The organism is Terrabacter sp. Soil811 (assembly GCF_001429655.1).
In the GTDB taxonomy this organism is placed as follows: Bacteria; Actinomycetota; Actinomycetes; order Actinomycetales; family Dermatophilaceae; genus Terrabacter.
This window is the reverse complement of record NZ_LMSX01000012.1, coordinates 88,158-107,655: the sequence shown is the minus strand read 5'-3', so window position 1 is coordinate 107,655 and position 19,498 is coordinate 88,158. Positions and strand designations below refer to the sequence as shown.

Here is a 19,498-nt window from a genome sequence, read left to right as displayed (position 1 = left end):
GGGCCTCAGGCGTCTGGTGTTGCGTCTGGTGCTGCTTCCGGGGCTGCGTCCGGGGCTGCTTCCGGGGCTGCGTCGGGCCCGGCGCCGTGGCGGGCGAGGAAGGCGGCGGCGGCGTCGGCGACCTCGCGCCAGCCGCTGTCGACGACGAGCGAGTGCCCGCGCCCCGGGATCTCGATGATCTCGGTGGGGGCGGGGTTCTTCAGCTGACGCTTGTAGGAGGCGTGCGCGATGGCCCACGGCACGATGTGGTCCTTCTCGCCGCTGATGACGAGGAGCGGGCCGCGGTCGGGGTTGCCGGTGTCGACGCTGGCCTCGGTGCGCGGGTTGAAGTTCGCCGTGGCGGCCTGGAAGAGCGGGCGGCCCGGCGCCGCAACGGGATACGTGCGGTAGAGGTCGGCCGCCTCCTCGGCGCTGACGGCGTTGGCGAAGGCGTAGCGGTACTGGTCGAAGGTCAGCGAGACGTGCCGGTTGTAGTTGGCCGGGTTGGTCAGCACGGGAGAGCTCGCGCGCAGCGCCGAGACGGGGAGGGGCAGCACGCCGCGGAAGGGCGCCGGGTCGACGGCGACGGAGGCTCGGGCGAGACCCTGACCGGCGAGCTTCTGGGTGATGAGGCCACCGAAGGAGTGACCGATGACGACCGGCTCGCGGTCGAGCAGGCGGATGACGTCGGCGACGTGGTCGGTGACCTGGCCGACGGTCTTGCCGGCGAAGACCTCCGGGTGGGCGCGGGCCTCCTCGACGGTCTCGGGGTCGTCGGGCCAGCCGGGGGCGAGCGTGGCGTAGCCGAGGGACTCGAAGTGCTCGCGCCACGCGTCCCAGCTGCTCGGGAGCAGCCAGAGGCCGTGGACGAAGACGACGGGCTGGCGTCCGCTCGCGTTGGCAGCCTCGACCTGGGCGCGCTCGGTGGCGGTGATGACGGAGGTGGCGGCGGGCGTGGCGGGTGGCGTGGTGCTCATGGGGTTCTCCCGTGCGGTGAGGGGTGGATGGGTCCAGCAGGCAGAACGATCGTTCTACAGTAGCCATTCCCGTCGACGTGCGCCAGAGGTCGGGCACACCGGTTTCCCCTCGGCCAACGGACCGCGCGAGCCGGTCTATCACCTGCGTTAGCGTGGCGACGTGGACGAGCCGACGACGACGCGGACCCCCGGCCGCGAGCGCCTGCTCGCCGCCGCCTCCCGGCTCTTCTACCGCGAGGGCATCAACGGCGTCGGCGTCGATCGCATCCTCGAGGAGGCCGGCGTCACCCGCGCCACGATGTACCGCCACTTCGCCGGCAAGGAGGCGCTCGTCGTGGCCTACCTCGAGTCCGAGGACGCCACGCTGCGCGGCTACTTCGCGGACGCCGAGGCCGACGGCGGCACCCCGACGGAGCTGCTCGGCCGGGTCATCGACACCATCGCGCTCGACATCACGAGCTACCACACGCGCGGCTGCCCGTTCATCAACGCGGCGGCGGAGTTCCCCGACGCCGACAGCGCGGTGCGGCGAATCGTCACCGCGCACCGGACGTGGTTCCGACAGTCCCTGTCCGAGCTGGCCCGCGCCGCAGGGCTGCCCGACCCCGAGGCCTCGGCCGCGGCGCTCGTCCTGCTCCGCGACGCCGCGCTCGTCGGGGGTTATCTCGACGGGGTAGAGGTCACGGCCCCGGCGTTCGTCGCGACGGCACGTGAGGTCGCCGGGCTCGACGCCTGAGGGTCCGGCTCAGTCGCCGGCGCGGGCGAGCGCCACGGTCTTGGGCACGACGAGTCGCCAGGCGTCGATGACGATCTCGCGCATCCGGTCGACGTCGAGCGCGTCGAGGCGCACCTCGACCCAGTTGAAGCGGAGGTCGGACCGGCGCGGCATGAGGAAGACGTCGGGCTCGCTCGCGACGAGCACGTCGCGCTCCTCCTTGGGGAAGGCGAACCCCATCTGCGTCTCGTCGGCGGAGAACGCGAGCCACACGATCTTGCCGACACGGAACTTCACGCGGTCGCGGACGAGCACCTCGTACGAGCGGGGGAGCTGCTCGGCCACGCGCCGCACGTCGTCGATGGTCACGGGCACCCCTCCACCCTGCCATGCACGCCGGGGCGACACGCCGTCCGAAGCCTCTGACTCCGAGGGACCGCTCGCTCCCTCGCCGGGCACTCGCCCGGCAGCCGGCCCCGCACCCGCCCGACCCCTTCCGCGGACGCACGCGACGGCATACCCTGCCCCTGTCGCGACCTCGACGGCCCCCCGGGCCGGGCGGGCTGAAACGTCGACTCCCTGACACACCGACAAGGAGACGACGTATGCCGTCCAACCCCACCCCGCCCACCGTCCCGCAACGCCTGCTCGCCTTCCTCGACCGCCTCGGCGCCGAGCTCGACCGCCGCGGCGACGCGGTCGCGCTGCTCGGCCTCGGCTCGGTCGGCCGCGACCTGCACCGCCTCGACGAGCACTCCGACGCGGACTTCTTCGTCGTCGTCGACGACACGGCCACCCGCGACCGCTACATCGCCGACATCGACTGGCTCGAGGCCGCGCACCCGGTCGTGTGGTCGTTCGAGAACAGTGACCTCGGCCGCAAGGCGCTCCTCGAGGGCGACCTCTTCGCCGAGTACGCCGTCTTCGCCCTCGCCGACATGGCGACCGCCGGCTACCCGCCGGGCCGCATCCACTGGAGCCGCGCCGACGCACCCGCCGGCCTCGAGGTCCCCACAGTCCCACTGCCGCAGCCGCCCTCGCTCCAGCACGAGGTCGGCGAGGCCATCACCAACCTCTACGTCGGGCTGCACCGCGACCTGCGCGGCGAGCGCCTCACCGCGACCCGCTTCATCCAGGGGTATGCCGTCGACCGCTGGGTCACGGTGCTCGGTCACCTGGGGCTCGGGCACGGCGAGCAGCAGGACGTCTTCGTCGTCGACCGCGGTGTCGAGCGTCGCTTCGGCCCGGACCTGCTGCCGCTGGCCGACCTCGTGCCCGGATACGAGCGCAACGCCCACGCGGCTGCCACGCTCCTGCGCCTGCTCGAGGCCCACGTCGAGCTCGACCCGACGATCGTCGCGGCCGTCCGCGAGCTCATCACCCGGTCGGCGGCCGACGCTCAGTCCCGAGCGGTCTCGAGCTCGAGCTCGTAGACGAGCAGGGTCAGCGTGGCGATCGGTGACCAGTCGCGCTCCGGGGCGCGGGTGAAGCCGAAGCGCTCGTAGACGCGGTGGGCGGCGTGCATCATCGGCTGGGTCGAGAGCACGACGCGGCGCCGTCCGAGGGCCCGCGACCGGTCGATGCACTCGCGGACGAGGGCCGTCCCGATGCCGCGGCCGCGACCCTCGGGCGCGACGGCGAGCGTGCGGAACTCGGCCTCACCCTCGCGCGCGACGTCGGCGAACGGGCCGGGAGCGCCGACGAAGGCCACGCCGCCGAGGACCGTGCCCGCGTCGTCGACCGCCACGAGGACCTCGGCGTGCTCGGCCCGACGCCCGACGTCGCGCAGCACGGCGAGGTAGGGGTCCGCATCGCCGTAGTCGAGCAGCCCGTCGTCGAGGTAGGCCGCGGCCGTCAGCTCCCCGAGCCGTTCGTAGTCGTCCGGGCGCACCGCCCGGATCGTGAAGCCGTCCATGCGCGCCAGTGTCGCAGCCGCGGGCGGACCGTCGTCCGAGATGTCTCCCATGTGACCGGCAGGGTGCACCCAGCCGGTTCGCAGAAACCGCACCTACGTTCCGAGACGGCTCGAGCGAGCCGCCTCGGGGGCTACAGGGAAGGGGCACCATGCGCACACACACCAGGCGCACCAGGACCGTCGTGGGGGTGGGGCTCGCCGCGAGCGCCCTCGCGCTCGGCACGACCTTCGCGGCCGGGTCGGAGGCGTCGGCCGCCGGCACGGACGGCAGCGACATCGTCTACACCGTCCACCCACTGACGAAGCAGTTCTCCACGGGCACGAAGCCGGGCGCACTGCCGACACCGTCGCAGTGCGTGGCCCGGATCGGGCTCGCCTGCTACACGCCGGCCCTCATCCGCAAGGCGTACGACATCCCCGACGGGTGGACCGGCAAGGGACAGCGCATCGTCGTCGTCGACGCCTACGGCAGCCCGACGGTCCGGGCGGACCTCGACGTCTTCAGCCAGACGTTCGGCCTGCCCAAGGCCGACCTCAACGTCTACTACCCCGGAGGTGCTCCGCAGACGAGCACGGCCCACCAGGGCCAGCCGCTCAGCTGGGCGGGGGAGACGAGCCTCGACGTCCAGTGGGCGCACGCCATCGCACCCGACGCGACGATCAACCTCGTCGTCGCGCCGAACAACTACGGCAACGCGCTCAACGTCGCCGTGAAGTACGCCGTCGACCACGACCTCGGCGACGTCCTGTCGATGAGCTACGGCGCCGACGAGGCCGCGATCAAGGGCAAGGGCAACAACCTCCAGCTCCAGCAGTCGCACGCGAACTTCGCGGCGGCCGCCGCCAAGGGGATCTCGCTCTTCGCCTCCTCCGGCGACGACGGCGCCTCGAACGGCGGCCCGGCCCTCGCGGCCGGCTACCCGGCCTCCGACCCGCTCGTCACCGCGGTGGGCGGCACGAACCTCTTCGCGAGCGACACCGGCGCCTACCAGGGCGAGACGGTGTGGGGCGACGAGGCGTCGTGCGCCGTGCACCAGCCGTTCGGCTGCACGCTCGGCCCGATCGGCGCGACGGGCGGCGCCCCGAGCACGGTCTTCCCGGTGCCCGCCTACCAGGCCGGCGTCACCGGCAACGCGATGCGCACGACGTCGGACGTGTCCTACAACGCGTCGGTCTACACGTCGGTCTTCGTCTACGAGGGCTTCAACGCCAACCCGGACGACAACGGTTTCTACTTCTACGGCGGCACGAGCTCCGGCTCGCCGCAGTGGGCCGCGATCGGCGCCCTCGCCGACCAGCAGGCGGGTCACCGTCTGGGCGCCCTCAACCCGGCGCTCTACGCGATCGGCACCGGGGCGACGCACGCCCTCGCCTTCCACGACGTGACGTCGGGCAACAACGCCTGGCAGGGACCGGGCCTCGACGCGAAGGTCGGCTACGACGACCCGACCGGTCTCGGCTCACCGGACGTCTCGAACCTCGTGGGGCAGCTCATCCACTGACCCACCCCTCCGAGCACGTATGCCGTGTCGTGGCCACCCAGCATCCCGCTGGGTGGCCACGGCCGCCTGCGGGTCAACCGATGTCCGGCTGATCCCGGTGTGCGTCTTGCGCACTTCTTGCGGAGTTCTTGCCGGTGTGTCCGGCGGTGTCTTGCACCACGCGGACGAGAGTTCGCGACATGAACTCGGTGATCGTCGACGGAGCAGCCTCCCTGGCTGCGGCTTGGCCTCTCGCCCTTCTCACCATCCTCGTCGGCTCCCTCTTCGCCACGGCCTACGTCCGCGCCGGCCGGCCGACGGGCGCCGGGCCGCGTTGGGACGACGCCGGCCCGGGCCGGGCCTGCCGCGCGGCCGGACACAGCTACCTCAAGCGCGAGACCGGATGGTGCTGCTCGCAGTGCGGTGACGAGATCGCCGAGCAGACGTACGTCCCGCAGGTCGCCGGGGCGGGCGCCGGCGCCTGAGCGCACCTGTCCCAGCAGTGCGCGCCCGCGCCAGCGGTGCACGCTGCACGACGCACTCATCGTCCGAGCGCGCATTCCTGAGTGCAGCCCGTACCGGTGAGCGCGTGAGCCGGTGCGTCAGGCGGCGAGGCGCCAGGCGAGGACGCCGAAGAGCACGCCGAGCGAGTTCGTCGCCCAGTGCATGCCGACGCTCGCGAAGAGGCTGCCGCTGCGCCGGCGCAGCTCGCCGGCGAGGACTCCACCGAGCGCCGTGAAGAGCACGGTGCCGCCGACGACGGCCGCCTTGGCGAAGGGGCCCAGCCCGGACACGGCGGAGCCGATCGCCTCGTTGCCGGTGGCCGAGGCCATGGCGGGGAAGATGTGCCAGAGGCCGAAGAGCAGGGACGACCCGGCGAGCACCTGCCACATCCGGGCGTGCCGGGAGAGGAAGCCCCAGAGCACGGAGCGGAAGGCGACCTCCTCGAGCAGGATCGTGCCGACCGGGATCATGACGAAGGCCGTGAGCAGCGCACCGGCCGGGGGCAGGTGGTAGCGCACGTCGAGGAACGCGGTGCGCGTCGTCGGGAGCAGGATGCCGACGAGGTAGACGAGCCCGACGACTGCGATGACGCCGAGTCCCCAGCGGATGCCGCGGGCGTGGGTGTGCCGGGCGAGGCCGAGCTGGTGCCAGGACAGGCCCTGCCACCGGGCGAAGGCCAGGAGGGCGACGGCACCGACGGGGCCGAGCCACATGGTGTCCCAGCCGAGCACGTGGTTGGCGACGTTGACGCCGGCGAGGGCGAAGACGACGGCCACCGTGGCGGCCATGCGGGCGCGCCGTCCGCGAGCGATGAGCGCCAGTCGACGCAGCCGCACCGGGTCGTGACGACGGTCGTGCCGCACGTTCCGGGAGGTCGTGACGACGCCCTCGGTCGGGGACGCGACGGCGACAACGGGACTCACGGTTGGGCTGCTCATTACTCTCATTTTCGCACGTCAACCTGTGCGAGACCTGTGCTGGAACCGCCCCGCGACCCCGCCCGACACCCGGTTCACAGACGCCCCAGCCGACCCCACGGCCACCTCCGGCGCCGGAGATCGCGTCAGACATCCCGTCAGACATCCCGGGCCGTTTGCGGACACATCGGGGCCCCTGTCGCCCTATCGTCTCCGCATGACGACATCTCCGGTGCAGGGGCCGGTGCTGGCGAGGGTGCAGCCGCACGCGTGGCGACGCGTCCGCTACGGACTCCTCGTGGCCTGCTTCGTGCTGCTCGGGTGCGGCCTCCTGCTCGGGTCGGCCCCCTCGACCTTCGGTGACCTCCGGGCGGGTGTCATGTCCGGCGCGGTCGACGAGGTGCACGTGTCGGGAGGACTGCCTTCGGGTGCGACGGGATACTCCACGGTGTCACTGACGTGGCGCGAGGGCGGCCGCAACAGGTTCGCTGAGGTCGTCGAGGTGAGCGACCCCACCGCGGCGTCACCGAGCGAGGTCGGTGCGCGCGAGGTGGTGACCGAGAACGTCGCCGAGACACTCCGCAGGCTCGGTGACGTCCACATCGTCACGGACACGTGGCGCGACCCCGGGCAGAAGCTCGCCGGATGGCGGGTGCCCGGGTGGCTGCCCGGAGTCGGGTTCGTGCTCTGGCTCGCCACCGTCGCCCTGGTGTCCAACGGCGAACAGCCGTGGTGGGCCACCCGCTGGGCCTGGTTCTGGGCGCTCTTCTCCCCGGCCGCGGTCGTGGCCGTCCCGCTCTTCCTGCTCGTCTCCGGCCCACCGCCCGGGGTCCCAGAGTCCGCATCGTCCGGGCGTCGGCTCACCGGCGGCTGGGCCTTCATCTTGCTCGCCCTCGTGGCGCCCGCCGCATACCGAGCCCTCACCGGCCCCTGAGCGGACGGCCTCAGCGGCGACGCTCGACGAGGCCCCGGACGTACTCCGCCTGACCGAGGTGCTTGACCGCGTCGTCGAGGACGGAGACGAGGCGCACCGCCACCGTGACGGGCGGGTCCCAGCGGTCGTCGACGACGCGGGCGTATGCCGTGCCGTCGAGCTCCTCGACGAGCGCGACGGTGCGCTCGTGCACCGCGGCGTGGTAGGCCGCGAAGAGGGCCGGGTCGGCGACGGTGAAGCGGCCCACGTCGGCCGAGGACATGCTCCAGCCGTGGGTGTCCGCCCGGTAGGGCAGCCCGAAGCGCTCGACCCAGCCGTCGCCCGTCCACACCGACTCACTCGCGTCGGTCAGCTGCGCCACCTGGTCGTCCTGCTGGCGCGCGAGGTGCCAGACGAGCCACGCGATGTGGTTCGCGTCGGCGTCGGGGCGCCAGAGCAGCTCGTCGACGGAGAGGCCGTCGACGACCTCCGGCAGGCCGTCTCGGATGCGGCCGAAGCCGTCGAGCATCAGGTCGCGTGCGATGTCGGTCGTCATGTCGTCCACCTAACCAGCATGCATCCGACGCCGAAACAGGATCCGGCCGTGCCGGCACCACGCGGATCCGGATCCGTTGCACCAGAGGCGCGCCGGACGAAACGGACCTTTGCCACCCGATGTATCTGGACGGCCCCTCCGGTCTCTGAACCCCCGCGCCCACCACACGCAACGACGCCGGGCGCCCCGACCCAGGAGACCAGCAATGACGACCACCCTCACCCCCACCGCCCGACGGGCCACGAGCCTCGCCGGACTCTGCGACGGTGCGGTCCACCTCCCCGGCGACCCCGGCTACGACGCGGCACGGATGCCGTGGAACGTCGCCCTCGACCAGCGTCCGGCCGCCGTCGCCCTGCCCCGCACCGTCTCGGACGTCCAGGCCGTCGTCCGCGCGGCCGCGGCCGCCGGCCTCCGGGTCGCCCCGCAGAGCACCGGCCACAACGCCGGCCCGCTCGTCGGGCGTGGTCTCGAGGACGTCGTCCTCGTCCGCACCGAGCGGATGCGCGGGGTCAGCATCGACGCGACCCGCCGCATCGCCCGCGTCGAGGGCGGTGCCCTGTGGATCGACGCGACCGAGCCCGCGGCCGACCACCGGCTCGCGGCCCTGCACGGCAGCTCACCGGACGTCGGCATCGCCGGCTACAGCCTCGGTGGCGGCATCGGCTGGTACGCCCGCAAGCTCGGCCTCGCCTCCAACAGCCTCACGGCCGTCGAGCTCGTCACCGCCGACGGCGAGCACGTGCGCGCCGACGCGACGCAGAACGTCGAGCTCTTCTGGGCGCTGCGCGGCGGCGGCGGCAACTTCGGTGTCGTCACGGCGCTCGAGTTCCGCCTCTACCCGATCGAGACGGCGTATGCCGGCATGCTCGTCTGGGACCGCGACCAGGCCGAGCGCGTGCTGCGTCGCTGGGCCGACTGGGCGCCCGAGGCCCCCGACGCCGTGACGACGTCGTTCCGCTTCCTCGACCTCCCGCCGCTGCCGGCGATCCCCGAGCCGTTGCGCGGCCGGTCCCTCGTCGTCATCGACGGGGCGGTGCTCGGCTGCGACGCGGAGGCCCGCGGGGTCCTCGGGATGCTGCGCGGCCTCGGTCCCGAGATCGACACCTTCGACCGCGTGCCGGCCCGGTCGCTGACCCGGCTGCACATGGACCCAGAGGGCCCGACGCCCGCCGTCTCGGACGGGACGCTCATCGGCGAGCTCGGCGACGCGACGATCGACACGCTCCTCGAGCAGGTCGGCCCCGGCTCGACGTCGTCGCTGCTCTCGACCGAGCTGCGCCAGCTCGGCGGCGCCCTGGGCCGTGCGCCCGAGGGCCACGGCGCCCTCGCGACGATCGACGCGGCATACGCCGTCTTCGCCGTCGCGATCGCGGCGACGCCGGAGCTCGCGATGCAGGGACAGCTCGACGCCCACGCGCTCACCGGCTCGCTCGAGCCGTGGTCGACGGGCCGCAGCTACCTCAACTTCGCCGAGAACGAGGTCGATGCCCGCACGGGCTACACCGAGTCGGCGTGGCTGCAGCTCAAGGGGATCCGGTCGGCCTACGACCCCGACGCCCGCTTCCTCGCCAACCACCGCGTCCCCCGCCTCTTCGAGGACGGTGCGGTCACCGATTGACGACGCGAGTGACGACGCGAGTGCCGACGCGTTCGAGGTGATCGCGTGAGCCACGGGCCTCACGCGATCACCTCGACCGGAGTCAGAGGGTCACGAGGACGAAGGCCTCCACCGGCTCGCCCTTGCCCTTGAGGGCGAGGGCGCCGAGCGGCTCGGTCGTGGCACCGGGGAGCATCGCGAGGGTGTCGGCGGTGACGGCAACGCGCCCGACGGGGGCCTGGCCCTCGATCCGCGAGGCCACGTTGACGGCGTCGCCGATGACGGTGTGGGTGCGTCCGCCCTCGCTGCCGAGCACGCTGACGAGCACCTCGCCGCTGTTGATCCCGACCCGGAAACGCGGCCAGCCCGGGTGCTGGTCGGCGATCCGCGCCGTCTCGACCTGGAGGTCCAGGCCGGCCTGCGCGGCCCGGCGGGCATGGTCCGGCTGGTCGCCGAGCCGGTTGAAGGTCGCCATGATCGCGTCGCCGATGAGGCGGTCGATCGTGCCGCCGTGCCGCTTGACGACGGCCGGGATCGCGACGGTGAAGTACGCGTTGAGCATGTCGGTGACCTCGCTCGGGTCGTGGCTCTCCGAGAAGGTCGTGAAGCCTTTGAGGTCGGCGAAGAGGATCGACATCTCGCGACGCCCGGCGAGGGTGTCTGCGGTGTAGAGCGCGGCGTAGCGCTCCTCGTGCCACGACTGCTGCGCCCCCCAGGCGACGAGGACGAACGCGGCGAGCATGAGGACGTGCCAGCCCCACCACGAGTAGTGCCAGTTCGGGGCCAGCACGATCGCGACCATCGCCTCGGCGAGGAGCACCATCGCCGAGGCCATCGCCGCGGGCAGCAGCCCACCGCGCTGCCACCAGAGGCGTACGTACGTCACGGCTGCCACCCCGAAGAGCACGACCGACACGACGCCCGCGACGACCATCGGCGGGGAGTCGCGGGCGAGCCCCGGCCCGGCGCCGAACGGCCCGAGCCGCAGCAGCGAGGCGACGCCCCACACGACCATCGTGACGAGCAGGGCGACGCGCAGCATCCGCGCCCGCCGCATCTCGGCGGCCGCCCGGTCGGCCTCCACCTCGCGCACCGACGCGACCGCGAAGAGCGAGCCGATGGCGATGCCGACGGGGGTGGAGATGTTGAACCCGGCCGAGGCGGTCTCGAGCAGCATGTGCGGGGTCGCGAGGGCGTGCAGCCCGAGGAAGCCCGAGGCGGACAGGAACGCGAGCGAGACGTACATGACGCGCACGTCCCCGCGTCGCACCGCCGCCGCCCCCGTGCCGTATGCCGTGAGCGCGCTGAGCACGGCTGCGCCGAGGACCATCCAGAAGTGGGTCGGGTCGTGCTGCCACTGCATGTCGAGCTGCTCGGAGAGCCGCAGGACGGCGAGGCCGAGCAGCGGCAGCGTCAGCGCGACGGCACCGACGGCCGCGCGCCGCCGGGCGCCGGGACGTCCCTCGCCGGGTCGGTCAGCCATCGGGGTCGGCCTGCGCTTCCGAGCTCCTCGACCGCGACGCCGCCTCGACGAGCGAGAGGTACTGGTGCACCTCCGACACGACGACCGACCCCTCGCCGACGGCGGACGCGACACGCTTGACCGACCCCGCGCGCACGTCCCCGACCGCGAAGAGGCCCGGCACCGAGGTCTCGTGCGCGCACGGGGGCCGCTCGAGGGTCCAGGCACCGGACTCGCGCACGTCGGCGCCGGTCGGCAGGAAGCCCCACGGGTCGCGGGTGACCGCGTCGGGCAGCCACGCCGTGTGGGGCTGCGCGCCGATCATGACGAAGAGCCCGTCCGCCGGGATCGAGCGCCGGTCGCCGGTCGTGCGGTCGGCGACGACGACCTCGGACAGCCAGCCGTCGCCCGTCCCGTCGACGACGTCGGCGTTCGGGACGACGGTGATGGTGGGCGACGCCTCGATCTCGTCGATGAGGTAGCGCGACATCGTCGCCGAGAGGTCCGGGGTGCGGATGACGACGGTCACGTCCGCGGCATACCGCTGCAGGTGGAGGGCCGCCTGGCCGGCCGAGTTGCCGCCGCCCACGATGACGGTGTGCGCTCCGGCGAGTCCGTGCGCCTCGGAGACGTTCGCGCCGTAGTAGACGCCGGACCCGCTCAGGGCCTCGAGCGACGGCACCCCGAGGCGCCGGTAGGCCACCCCGGTGGCGAGCAGCACCGCCCGCGCCCGCACGTCACCCACGTCGGAGACCGTGACGACGAACCACGAGGTGCCGTCGGCGTCGGTGGTCCGGTCGATCGCCGTGACGCGCCGGGTCAGGACGAACCGCGCGCCGAAGACCCACGCCTGCTGGAAGCCGCGCTGGGCCAGCTCCGCGCCGGAGACCCCCCGCGAGAAGCCGAGGTAGTTGCGGATGAGCGAGCTCGTGCCGGCCTGGCCGCCGAGCGCGTGCTCCTCGACGCAGAGCACGGACAGCCCCTCGGACGAGCCGTAGACCGCGGCCGCGAGACCGGCCGGCCCGGCGCCGACGACGAGCAGGTCGACCTCGCGCACCTCGTCGCGCGCCCCGTCGCCCCCGTCGCCCCCGTCGCCCCGGGGCATCGAGAGGTCGGTCCCGATGCCCCAGGCCTGGCAGATCTCGACGTCGGTCGGGTCGAGCAGGACGCGACCGCCCAACGCTGCGAGCCAGATGACGAGCGGACCGTCCTCGTCGTCCGGGCGCGGGGCCTCGATCGCCCGGAGCAGGTCCACCGCCTCGGCCGAGCCGCGGTCGAGGTACGCGTGCGGGATCCCGTTGCGGGTCAGGAGGGTCCGGACCGCATGACCGCGCGGGTCGCGGGCCGCACCGACGACGACCACCTCGCGGCGGCGGTTCGCGACGGTGCGCGACCAGACCTGGACGAACTCCGAGACGGTGCGGCAGAAGAGCTCGTCCGGCGAGGTCCACGGCTGGAGCACGTAGTAGTCGATGTCGCCGAGCGACATGCCACGCAGGATCGCCTCGGCCGTGCGCCCGTCGGCCCAGGCGCCCCACGGCACGAGCAGGGCGCGGGCGGCGTCCGGGTGCAGGGTGCGCACCGACCGAAGGAGCTCGGCGCCCCCGAGGACGGGCAGCCACGGGTCGGCGAGGACGAGCGCGACGGGGTCGCGTCGCTTGGCCGCGAGCTCGAGGTGGTGCAGGGCGACGGCGCTGTCGGACTCGCCGCGCACCCGGAAGTCCGCGCCGAAGCGCCGGGCCAGCTCGCCCTCGGTCCGGGCGAGTGCATCGAGGTCGTGGTCGACGACGAGCAAGAGAGGACGGGTCATGGAAACCCCCGTGAAGTGTGCGGGCAGGACGACGTGCGACCACCCCTCTGTCGACGGTAGGACGGTCCGCCCGCCTGCGGGTCCGAACGAACGATCTGCTCGCCCCTCGGCCAAGATGGGGCCATGGCACCACTGGGACCACCCACCGCGTACGACGTCGACCGGATCCGTTGGCACTTCCCCGCGCTGCACGAGGGTGCCGCGCACTTCGACGGCCCCGGCGGGTCCCAGGTGCCTGACACCGTCGCGACGGCGGTCGTCGAGACGCTCACCTCGGCCATCTCGAACCGTGGCACCGTCACGGCTGCCGAGCGACGCGCAGACCGCGTCGTCGTCGATGCCCGCGCCGCGATGGGCGACCTGCTGGCGGTCGACCCGGGTGGCGTCGTCTTCGGCCGCTCGGCCACCGAGCTGACCTTCCAGCTCGCCCGCACGCTCTCGTCGGACTGGGGTCCCGGCGACGAGGTCGTCGTCAGCCGCCTCGACCACGACGCCAACATCCGGCCCTGGGTGCTCGCTGCCGAGGCTCGTGGCGCGACGGTGCGCTGGGCCGAGTTCGACCCGGGCACAGGGGAGCTCAGCCCCGACGCGGTCGCCGCGGTCATCGGCGAGCGCACCCGACTCGTCGCGGTGACGGCCGCGTCCAACCTCATCGGCACGCGCCCCGACCTCCCCGCCATCGCCGAGATCGCCCACGCCGCGGGCGCCCTGCTCTGGGTCGACGGCGTCCACGCGACCGCGCACGTGCTCACCGACGTGCCGGCCAGCGGTGCGGACTTCTGGGTCTGCTCCCCGTACAAGTTCCTCGGCCCGCACCACGGCGTCCTCGCCGCCGCGCCCGCGCTGCTCGAGACGCTGCACCCCGCCAAGCTGCTGCCCTCGTCCGACGCCGTGCCCGAGCGGTTCGAGCTCGGCACGCTGCCCTACGAGCTGCTCGCCGGCACGACGGCCGCCGTCGACTTCCTCGCCGACCTCGCCCTCACCGACCCCTCGCAGCCCCGCCGTCAGCGACTCGTCTCCTCCTTCGCCGCGCTCGAGGCCCACGAGGACGGCCTCCTCGCCACGCTGGAGGCGCGGCTGCGCGCCGTCCCGGGGCTCACGACATACAGCAACGCGCAGCGACGGACCCCGACGCTGCTCGTCACCGTGGAGGGCCACGACCCGCAGGACCTGCGCGTCGCCCTCGCCGAACGCGGCGTCAACGCGCCGGCCGGGCACTTCTACGCGTGGGAGGCCAGCCACGCGCTCGGGCTCGGCGCCACCGGGGGGCTGCGGATGGGACTCGCTCCCTACACGAGCGCCGAGGACGTCGACCGGCTCGCGTCCGGGCTCGAGCAGATCTGCGGGGTGGCCCGATGAGCCGCCCGGTGCCGCTCCCGGCCGGACCGGGCCAGGAGTCGGTCTGGGACTACCCGCGCCCACCGGCCGTGGACCCGAGCGGTGAGCTCGTCGAGGTGCACCTCGGCGGGGAGGTCGTGGCGCGCACCCGGGCCTCCCTCCGGGTGCTCGAGACGAGCCACCCGCCGACCTACTACCTCCCGCTCGACGCCTTCGTCGACGGTGCGCTCGTCGCCGCCCCGGGCAGCTCGGTGTGCGAGTGGAAGGGCCAGGCGGCGTACTTCGACGTCGTCGGTGGCGGGCGGCGGGCGGCCCGGGCCGCGTGGACCTACCCCGACCCCGTGCCGACGTATGCCGTCCTCGCCGGTCACGTCGCCGTCATGCCGGGGCTCGTCGACGCGTGCTTCGTCGACGGCGAGCAGGTGCGGCCGCAGGAGGGCGGCTTCTACGGAGGATGGGTCACCGATCGCGTCGTCGGTCCCTTCAAGGGCGGCCCCGGCTCGTGGGGCTGGTGACGGCAGACCTCACCCTGTGAGGGGGAGGATCGCGGGGGCGCCGCGCGGCAGGGTGGGTCTCGTGGGGGCTGCTCGTCCGCGGACGCATGCACGCTCCGACGACACAGCCTCGACCACCGTCGGTTGGCCATCCGGCCAGCGGCGTCACGCAAAGGAGCAGGACATGGCTGCCTTCACGGTTTGGAAGTTCGACACCCTCGACGGCGCCGCCCACGCCGAGTCCGTCCTCGAGGACTGTCAGGCGGAGGGGTTCCTCAAGGTCGTCGACCACGCCGTCGTCACCTGGCCCGAGGGCGACGAGCATCCCAGCATGAGCCACGGGAACGACGAGAAGTGGCGTGGCACCGGCTGGGGCGCGCTCTGGGGAGTCCTGGTCGGAGCGCTCTTCTTCGTCCCGGTCGTCGGGGGCGTCGTCGGCGCGGCCATCGGGGCGATCAGCAAGATGACGGAGGATGCCGGCATCACCAAGGAGCAGCTGGAGACGATCCGCACCGAGCTGACCCCGGGCACGTCGGCGCTCTTCGTCGTCACCGAGCAGGGCGACCTCGACCGCGTGGGCGAGCGCCTCCGCGGGATCCACAGCAAGCTCGTCGCCACCAACCTCACGGAAGGCGAGCGCCAGATCCTGTTGGAGACCTTCGGAGGTCGCTGAACCCAGCCTCGGGCGCGCCGGTCGGGCCGGTCGCGCCGGTCGGGCCGGTCGCGCGCTCAGCGCGGCAGCTGCTCGATCCGGGCGTCGACGAGCGCTCCGTCGCGCACGTCCAGCCACGCGAAGGTCCCGGCCGGCTGACGCCGACGGTCGGTCGGGGACCCGGGGTTGAGGATGCGGACCCCGTCGCCGGTCTCGTCGAGGGGGATGTGCGAGTGCCCGAAGACGACGAGGTCGGCCGTCGGGAAGCGTCGGCGCATCCGGGCGGTGCGCCCCTGGCGCTGCCCGCTGTCGTGGATCATCCCGACGCGGAGCCCGTCCAGCTCGACCTCCAGCGTCTCGGGGGCACCCCAGTCGGCGACCTCCGGGACGTCGTTGTTGCCCATGACGACGTGCACCGGCGCGAACGACGCCAACAGGTCGAGGACGTCGGGGGTGCACACGTCGCCGGCGTGCAGGATGGCGTCGGCCGACCCGAGCTGCGGGAGCAGCGCCGGCGGGCAGGCCTTCCAGTGGCGTGGCGCGTGCGTGTCGCTGACGACGAGGACCCTCACGACCGCACGCGCTCGAGCACCTCGAGGACCGTGGCCTCGACGAGCTGCACCTTGTAGCCCGTCTCGGGGAGCGGGCTCGCGCCCTCGGTGGCCAGGTGCGCAGCCTCGGCGAGAACGTCGTCGTCGAGGGTCGAGCCGGTCAGCAGCTCCTCGACGGCGCTGAGCCGCAAGGGAACCGGCGCCACGCCACCGATCGCGACACCGCACGACGTGACCGTGCCGGCGTCATCGCGCACGACGCGGACCACCGCCTCGACGAGCGGCCACTCGGCCTCGAACCGGCTGATCGACCGGAAGTAGGCGGCCCGCTCGCCCAGAGCAGGAGGTGGCAGCGTGACGCGGGTCAGCACCTCGTCGTCGGCGAGCAGGTGGTCACGGCTGGGATCGGACCCGTCGCCGAGCACGTCGCCCACCCCGAGACCGTCACGCTGCGTCGTGTCGACGGTGGCGGCATACGTCAGCAGGGCCATCGCGAGGGACGACGGGTGCGGGTGGACGCACGGGGCGGTGTCGAAGGCGACGCCGTAGAGGTGGCGCCCGTCGCGCGCGGGGCAGCCGACGCCGCCCGACTTGAAGCACGACGTGTGCGGGTGCCGGAAGTACCAGCAGCGCGTGCGCTGGAGCAGGTTGCCACCGATGGTCGCGGCCGCACGCACCTGGGGCGTGGCCAGGCCCGCCGCCGTCAGCGCGAGCGCCGGGTAGTCGGCAGCGAGGTCGCGGGCCACGGTGGCCACCGTGACGCCGGCGCCGAGGCGCGTGCCGGCGTCGGTGCGCTCGACCGCGGCGAAGCCGGGGACCCCCGTCAGGTCCAGGACGTGCGGCGTGGCGCCCGTCGTGCGCAGCCGCTCCTGCAGGTCGGTGCCGCCGGCGCGGTAGACGAGATCGCCGGTGTCGTCGGGCCGCTCGTCGTATGCCGTGAGGATCGTGAGGCTCATCGCGTGACCTCCGTGCGGAGTCCCTCGAGCAGTCGGTCGGGCCGCACCGGGAGCGTCAGCGGTCGCCAGCCCGTCGCGTTGAAGATCGCGTTCCCGACGGAGGCCGCAGGGCTGACGGTGGCTACCTCGCCGAGGCCGACCCCACCGCCGGGCACGCGGTCCCAGCCCTCCTCGTGGAAGTGGATGTCGATCTCCGGGGTGTCGCCGAGCTGGGGGATGCGGTAGTCCTCGAGGTTGGCGGTCAGGGTGAGGCCGGTATGCGGATCGAGGACCTGGTTCTCGTAGAGCGCGAGCCCGATGCCCTGGATGATCGATCCCTCGCACTGGCTCCGGGCCAGGACGGGTGCGTGGATGCGGCCGACGGCGATGCCGCCGTGCACGCGGAGCACGCGGGTCTTCCCGGTGCGGGTGTCGACCTCGACCTCGGTGACGTGCAGGGCCGCTGAGAAGCCGCGGCCGATCTGGATGCCGTTCATCGTCATCGGGACGGCTCGGAGACCGCGGTCGCCCCCGCGCTTCGCCGTCGCCGACGCGCCGTCGGGGGCACGGCCGAGGTCGGTGCCGACCCGGTCCCGGAGGCTGGTGGCCGCCTCGACGGCGGTCGACCACAGCGACACCGTCGTGCGGCTGCCCCCGGACGCCGGGCCGTGGGCCGTGCCGCCGTGGGAGCGGCCGAGCCGGACCTCGACGTGGGTCGCGTCGACGTCGAAGACATCGGCCACCGCCCGGGCGACGACCGTGCGGCTCCCGGTCCCCATGTCCTGCGCCGCCGTCGACGCGACCAGGTGTCCGGCCTGGACCGACACGACGACCTCGCAGTCGGGGTCGACGAGGTAGATCCAGTTGCCGGCAGCCACGCCGACGCCGCGCCGGAAACGCCCGGACTGGCTGCCCGTGGCGGGTCGCCGCTCCCACGTCGGGAGCGCACTGGCCCAGCGGTAGAGCGCCTGACGCTTCTGGTTGCCGTCCCACTGGGCGCGCAGCCCGATCGGGTCGCGGCCGAAACGGTGCGCGACCTCGTCGACGGTCTGCTCGAGCGACCAGGCGCTCGTGGGGCCGCCGGGCCCTCGGAAGGGCGCTCCGGGAGGCGCGTTCGTCACGACGTCGACGTCGCGGGCCAGGCGCGGGGTGCGCTCGTAGAGAAGCATCGAGAGGGCGGCCACGCTGTTGCCGATCGCGACCCCCGCGTGGCTGTCGGTGTCGACGACGAGCGCCTTGACGGCCTGCGTGTCGTCGTCGACGAGCATCGAGACGCGCGACCGGCTCCCCGGTCGGTTGCCGGTGCCGGTCAGCTCCTCGTGCCGGTCGAGCACGAGCCGTACCGGTCGACGCGCGAGGCGGCTCAGGGCGATCGCGCTCGTGGCCTCCGTCGTGAGCGAGAGCTTGGCCCCGAACCCACCGCCGACGTGCTCGGCGACGACCTCCACCTGCGCGGGGTCGAGGTCGAAGCGGTCGGCGATGGCGTGCCGCATGAGGTCGACGCCCTGGGTGCTGAGCCAGACCCGCAGATGCTGTGGGTCGGTCCAGTCGGCGAGGCAGGCGTGCGGCTCGAACGCCGTGTGCAGCTGGGCGGCGGTGTGGAACTCCAGCTCGACGAGGCCGCGTCTCCCGGCGGCGCGCGCGGCGCCGACGCGGCGTTTGGCGAGGGTGCCGAGGAAGGGGCTGCGCGAGGGTCCGTGGCGGTTGCCGTCCCAGGGTGCCGGCATCGACCCGCCCTCACCGGCGGACGGCGCGGCCTTCCGCTCGCCCCGGGTCGGGTAGACGAGCGGGGCACCCGGGCGCACGGCCACCTCGGGGTCGAGCACGAAGTCGTGGGCCGTCACGGGCACGACGAGCTCGCGCGCGAACCGGCGCGCCTCGGCGAGGGTCTCCGCCGCGACGACGGCGATCGGCTGCCCGGCCCAGCGCACGCGTCGGTCGTCGCCGAGGACGTCGAGGCCGACGACGCCGTCGGGGAAGCGGATCGGGCCGACGGTCCCGGCTGCCACGTCGGAGCGCCGGATCGCGGCGTGCAGCATGCCGGACAGGACGACGTCGGTTGTGTAGACCGCCGCGCCGGTGACCTTGGCCGGGGCGTCGACGCGCTCCACGTCACCGACCCCGCCGTCGTGTTCGCCGCGGCACGCGGCCGCGACGGCGCGGTAGATGCCCTCGTAGGAGCCGCACCGGCACAGGTGTCCGGCGAGCGCCTCGGCGATGACCTCGCGGCTCGGGCCGTCCGGCTCGTCGGCACCGTGCTCGGCCCGCCACCGGTCGTGGAAGGCGACGGCGTCGACGACGAACCCCGGTGTGCAGTAGCCGCACTGGAGCCCGTCGTGGTGGGCGAAGGCGCGTTGCACGGGGTGGAGGTCGTCGCCGTCGGCGAGGCCCTCGACGGTCGTGACGCTCGCGTCGCGCAGCCGGGTGGCAGGGGTGAGGCAGCCGAGCACCGGTTCGCCGTCGACGAGCATCGTGCACGCACCGCACACCCCGCTCCCGCAGACGAGCTTGGTGCCGGTCAGCCCGAGGCCGTCGCGCACGACGTCCACGGCCGACTCCGTGCCGTCGACGTCGAGCACCCGCGCCTCGTCGTTGACCGTGGTGGTGAGCTCCATGAGGGCCTCCTGCGGCTGCGTCTCGACGAGACGGTGCGCCACGACGCTACCTCCGGGACCGGCCCGGGCGCGATGATGGTGTCG

Annotated in this window: 19 protein-coding genes; 9 read left to right on the top strand and 10 right to left on the bottom strand. The window is 73.5% G+C overall.

The genetic code is table 11. The features are described from left to right. Window positions 1–5: 5 nt before the first annotated feature. Window positions 6–956, bottom strand: coding sequence for an alpha/beta hydrolase (locus ASH01_RS20600; protein WP_056780623.1), 951 nt, complete (start codon window positions 954–956; stop codon window positions 6–8). A 160-nt stretch (window positions 957–1,116) separates the two neighbouring features. Here ASH01_RS20600 and ASH01_RS20595 point away from each other — a divergent pair, with 160 nt between their 5' ends. After that, window positions 1,117–1,692, top strand: a complete 576-nt coding sequence (locus tag ASH01_RS20595) for a TetR/AcrR family transcriptional regulator (protein ID WP_056780620.1) — start codon at window positions 1,117–1,119, stop codon at window positions 1,690–1,692. A 9-nt stretch (window positions 1,693–1,701) separates the two neighbouring features. Here the strand turns inward: ASH01_RS20595 and ASH01_RS20590 are convergent, their stop codons facing one another. Continuing rightward, window positions 1,702–2,040 (bottom strand): MmcQ/YjbR family DNA-binding protein, encoded by a 339-nt coding sequence (locus tag ASH01_RS20590; protein ID WP_235509681.1) that lies wholly within the window; start codon window positions 2,038–2,040, stop codon window positions 1,702–1,704. Window positions 2,041–2,276: 236 nt separating this feature from the next. On the opposite strand from ASH01_RS20590, the gene ASH01_RS20585 reads away from it, so the two are divergent. Then, window positions 2,277–3,104, top strand: a complete 828-nt coding sequence (locus ASH01_RS20585) for a hypothetical protein (RefSeq protein WP_056780614.1) — start codon at window positions 2,277–2,279, stop codon at window positions 3,102–3,104. Here ASH01_RS20585 and ASH01_RS20580 read toward each other — a convergent pair. Beyond that, window positions 3,071–3,586, bottom strand: coding sequence for a GNAT family N-acetyltransferase (locus ASH01_RS20580; protein WP_056780611.1), 516 nt, complete (start codon window positions 3,584–3,586; stop codon window positions 3,071–3,073). The genes ASH01_RS20585 and ASH01_RS20580 overlap by 34 nt on opposite strands. Window positions 3,587–3,735: 149 nt before the next feature. Between ASH01_RS20580 and ASH01_RS20575 the strand changes: the two genes are divergently transcribed. Together ASH01_RS20575 and ASH01_RS20570 are read left to right on the top strand one after the other, a co-directional pair. After that, entirely contained in the window at window positions 3,736–5,088 is a 1,353-nt protein-coding gene (locus tag ASH01_RS20575) for a S53 family peptidase (protein ID WP_156415689.1), read from the top strand. A gap of 179 nt (window positions 5,089–5,267) precedes the next feature. Beyond that, on the top strand, window positions 5,268–5,552 hold the full coding sequence (locus tag ASH01_RS20570) for a hypothetical protein (RefSeq protein WP_056780606.1): 285 nt from the start codon (window positions 5,268–5,270) through the stop codon (window positions 5,550–5,552). A 117-nt stretch (window positions 5,553–5,669) separates the two neighbouring features. Here ASH01_RS20570 and ASH01_RS20565 read toward each other — a convergent pair whose 3' ends face one another. After that, window positions 5,670–6,494: a CPBP family intramembrane glutamic endopeptidase gene (locus ASH01_RS20565; protein WP_235508548.1), complete on the bottom strand. Its 825-nt coding sequence runs from the start codon at window positions 6,492–6,494 to the stop codon at window positions 5,670–5,672. Window positions 6,495–6,705: 211 nt separating this feature from the next. Between ASH01_RS20565 and ASH01_RS20560 the strand changes: the two genes are divergently transcribed. Further along, window positions 6,706–7,422: a hypothetical protein gene (locus ASH01_RS20560; RefSeq protein WP_156415688.1), complete on the top strand. Its 717-nt coding sequence runs from the start codon at window positions 6,706–6,708 to the stop codon at window positions 7,420–7,422. A 10-nt stretch (window positions 7,423–7,432) separates the two neighbouring features. Here ASH01_RS20560 and ASH01_RS20555 read toward each other — a convergent pair whose 3' ends face one another. Next, on the bottom strand, window positions 7,433–7,957 hold the full coding sequence (locus tag ASH01_RS20555) for a mycothiol transferase (protein WP_056780598.1): 525 nt from the start codon (window positions 7,955–7,957) through the stop codon (window positions 7,433–7,435). Window positions 7,958–8,162: 205 nt separating this feature from the next. Here ASH01_RS20555 and ASH01_RS20550 point away from each other — a divergent pair, with 205 nt between their 5' ends. Then, window positions 8,163–9,578: an FAD-binding oxidoreductase gene (locus ASH01_RS20550; protein WP_056780593.1), complete on the top strand. Its 1,416-nt coding sequence runs from the start codon at window positions 8,163–8,165 to the stop codon at window positions 9,576–9,578. A gap of 82 nt (window positions 9,579–9,660) precedes the next feature. Here the strand turns inward: ASH01_RS20550 and ASH01_RS20545 are convergent, their stop codons facing one another. Beyond that, a complete protein-coding gene (locus ASH01_RS20545; RefSeq protein ID WP_056780590.1) occupies window positions 9,661–11,040 on the bottom strand; it encodes an adenylate/guanylate cyclase domain-containing protein in 1,380 nt (459 codons plus the stop codon). Beyond that, window positions 11,033–12,829 (bottom strand): FAD-dependent oxidoreductase, encoded by a 1,797-nt coding sequence (locus ASH01_RS20540; RefSeq protein ID WP_056780588.1) that lies wholly within the window; start codon window positions 12,827–12,829, stop codon window positions 11,033–11,035. The genes ASH01_RS20545 and ASH01_RS20540 overlap by 8 nt, the downstream gene beginning before the upstream one ends. A 123-nt stretch (window positions 12,830–12,952) precedes the next feature. Here ASH01_RS20540 and ASH01_RS20535 point away from each other — a divergent pair, with 123 nt between their 5' ends. The 3 genes from ASH01_RS20535 (at window position 12,953) to ASH01_RS20525 (ending at window position 15,334) form a co-directional block, all read left to right on the top strand. Then, complete coding sequence (locus ASH01_RS20535; protein ID WP_056780585.1) at window positions 12,953–14,188, top strand: cysteine desulfurase-like protein; 1,236 nt, start codon at window positions 12,953–12,955, stop codon at window positions 14,186–14,188. After that, window positions 14,185–14,682 (top strand): DUF427 domain-containing protein, encoded by a 498-nt coding sequence (locus ASH01_RS20530; protein ID WP_056780582.1) that lies wholly within the window; start codon window positions 14,185–14,187, stop codon window positions 14,680–14,682. Before ASH01_RS20535 ends, ASH01_RS20530 begins: the two co-directional genes overlap by 4 nt. Window positions 14,683–14,845: 163 nt before the next feature. Continuing rightward, window positions 14,846–15,334 (top strand): DUF1269 domain-containing protein, encoded by a 489-nt coding sequence (locus tag ASH01_RS20525; protein WP_056780579.1) that lies wholly within the window; start codon window positions 14,846–14,848, stop codon window positions 15,332–15,334. A gap of 56 nt (window positions 15,335–15,390) precedes the next feature. Here the strand turns inward: ASH01_RS20525 and ASH01_RS20520 are convergent, their stop codons facing one another. From ASH01_RS20520 to ASH01_RS20510, 3 genes are read right to left on the bottom strand one after another with little or no spacing between them, the layout of a single operon-like run. Next, complete coding sequence (locus ASH01_RS20520; protein ID WP_056780576.1) at window positions 15,391–15,885, bottom strand: metallophosphoesterase family protein; 495 nt, start codon at window positions 15,883–15,885, stop codon at window positions 15,391–15,393. Then, on the bottom strand, window positions 15,882–16,820 hold the full coding sequence (locus tag ASH01_RS20515) for an FAD binding domain-containing protein (RefSeq protein WP_056780573.1): 939 nt from the start codon (window positions 16,818–16,820) through the stop codon (window positions 15,882–15,884). The genes ASH01_RS20520 and ASH01_RS20515 overlap by 4 nt, the downstream gene beginning before the upstream one ends. Then, on the bottom strand, window positions 16,817–19,414 hold the full coding sequence (locus ASH01_RS20510; protein WP_056780877.1) for a molybdopterin-dependent oxidoreductase: 2,598 nt from the start codon (window positions 19,412–19,414) through the stop codon (window positions 16,817–16,819). The genes ASH01_RS20515 and ASH01_RS20510 overlap by 4 nt, the downstream gene beginning before the upstream one ends. Between the last annotated feature and the right edge of the window lie 84 nt (window positions 19,415–19,498).